We start from the raw sequence: 1,150 nt of genomic DNA, 5'->3' as shown, positions 1-1,150 counted from the left end.
AAAAAACCCCGCCACAGCAATGTGGCGGGATTTTTTCTTGTACTCCTGCAGCCCCTGCACAACGGAGCGGCACTTGCCTTCACGCCCTCCGTGTGCTACTATATCCCACAACGGCAAATTTCGACAGGAGGTTTTTATGCAGACAAAGGAGCTATTGGATTGCAGTCAGGACGTCCTGCGTGCGGAAAAGGCGCTGGAAGTTCAGTATGAGGAGTATTACGAACAGCTGGCCGACCAGCAAAGCCTCTCTCCGGAGGAGCAAGCCGCCCTGCGCAGCGACGTGACCCGGGAGGTGGAGATGCTGGAGGATGCCTCCTCCTGCCTGCGTCAGGCCCATCAGTGGGCCTCCGACAAGGCCGACGAGCTCACCACCCGCCTGCGGGAGGGGCAGGAGAGCTCCCAGCGCAAGGGCCTCTTCCGCCGTGCCCCCGCCAACTCCGTTATCGACCTGGAGGAGGAGCAGGCGGATAGCTTTGCCTCCGGCGTCAACTTTTACAAGGTCGCTTTGATCTGCATCGCCGGCAGCTTTGCGGGCGTGGTGGTGGAGATCCTGTGGTGCCTCTTCCGCAACGGGTATATCGAAAGCCGCTCCGGCCTGGTTTACGGTCCCTTCAACCCTGTCTACGGTATCGGCGCAGTGGTGATGACCCTGGCCCTGTACCGCTACCGCAACCGCAGCTCCTCCATCTCCTTTTTCGGCGGAGCCGTGGTGGGCAGTGTCATTGAGTACCTGCTCTCCTGGGGGCAGGAGACCCTCTTCGGCTCCACTTCCTGGGATTACAGTCGGATGCCCTTCAATCTCGACGGCCGGATCTGCCTGCTCTACTCTTTGTTCTGGGGCATTCTGGGCGTCCTGTGGATCAAAAGCCTCTATCCCCGGGTCGCTCAGGTGATTTTGAAGATCCCCAACCGGTTCGGCAAGGTCCTCACCTGGGTCCTCACCATTTTCATGGTCTTCGACTGCGCCATGAGCCTGCTGGCAGTGGACCGCTGGTCCGAGCGGGTCCGCGGAGAGACCCCCGTCTCCGCCGTGGATGTGTTTTTTGACGAGCATTTCCCAGACAGCCGCATGGAGCGCATTTACGCCAATATGGAATTCGGCACGAATCCAGCCTGATCGGCGCAGCAGAGCGGCGGGCGCATAGCGCCC

1 protein-coding gene is annotated in these 1,150 nt (G+C 60.5%); it reads left to right on the top strand.

The annotated features are described in order from the left end of the window. The first annotated feature begins 136 nt into the window (after window positions 1-136). A complete protein-coding gene (locus HMPREF1546_RS15530; RefSeq protein WP_021749305.1) occupies window positions 137-1,117 on the top strand; it encodes a putative ABC transporter permease in 981 nt (326 codons plus the stop codon). Window positions 1,118-1,150 lie beyond the last annotated feature (33 nt).

Source organism: Oscillibacter sp. KLE 1745 (assembly GCF_000469445.2).
GTDB classification, from domain to species: domain Bacteria; phylum Bacillota; class Clostridia; order Oscillospirales; family Oscillospiraceae; genus Oscillibacter; species Oscillibacter welbionis.
Note: the sequence above shows the minus strand (reverse complement) of the source record. Positions and strands in the feature narration are given on the sequence as shown.

Bases quoted from the DNA above. Each gene is read 5' to 3' on its own strand.
- HMPREF1546_RS15530 (WP_021749305.1), top strand. From the start codon at position 137: ATGCAGACAAAGGAGCTATTGGATTGCAGTCAGGACGTCCTGCGTGCG.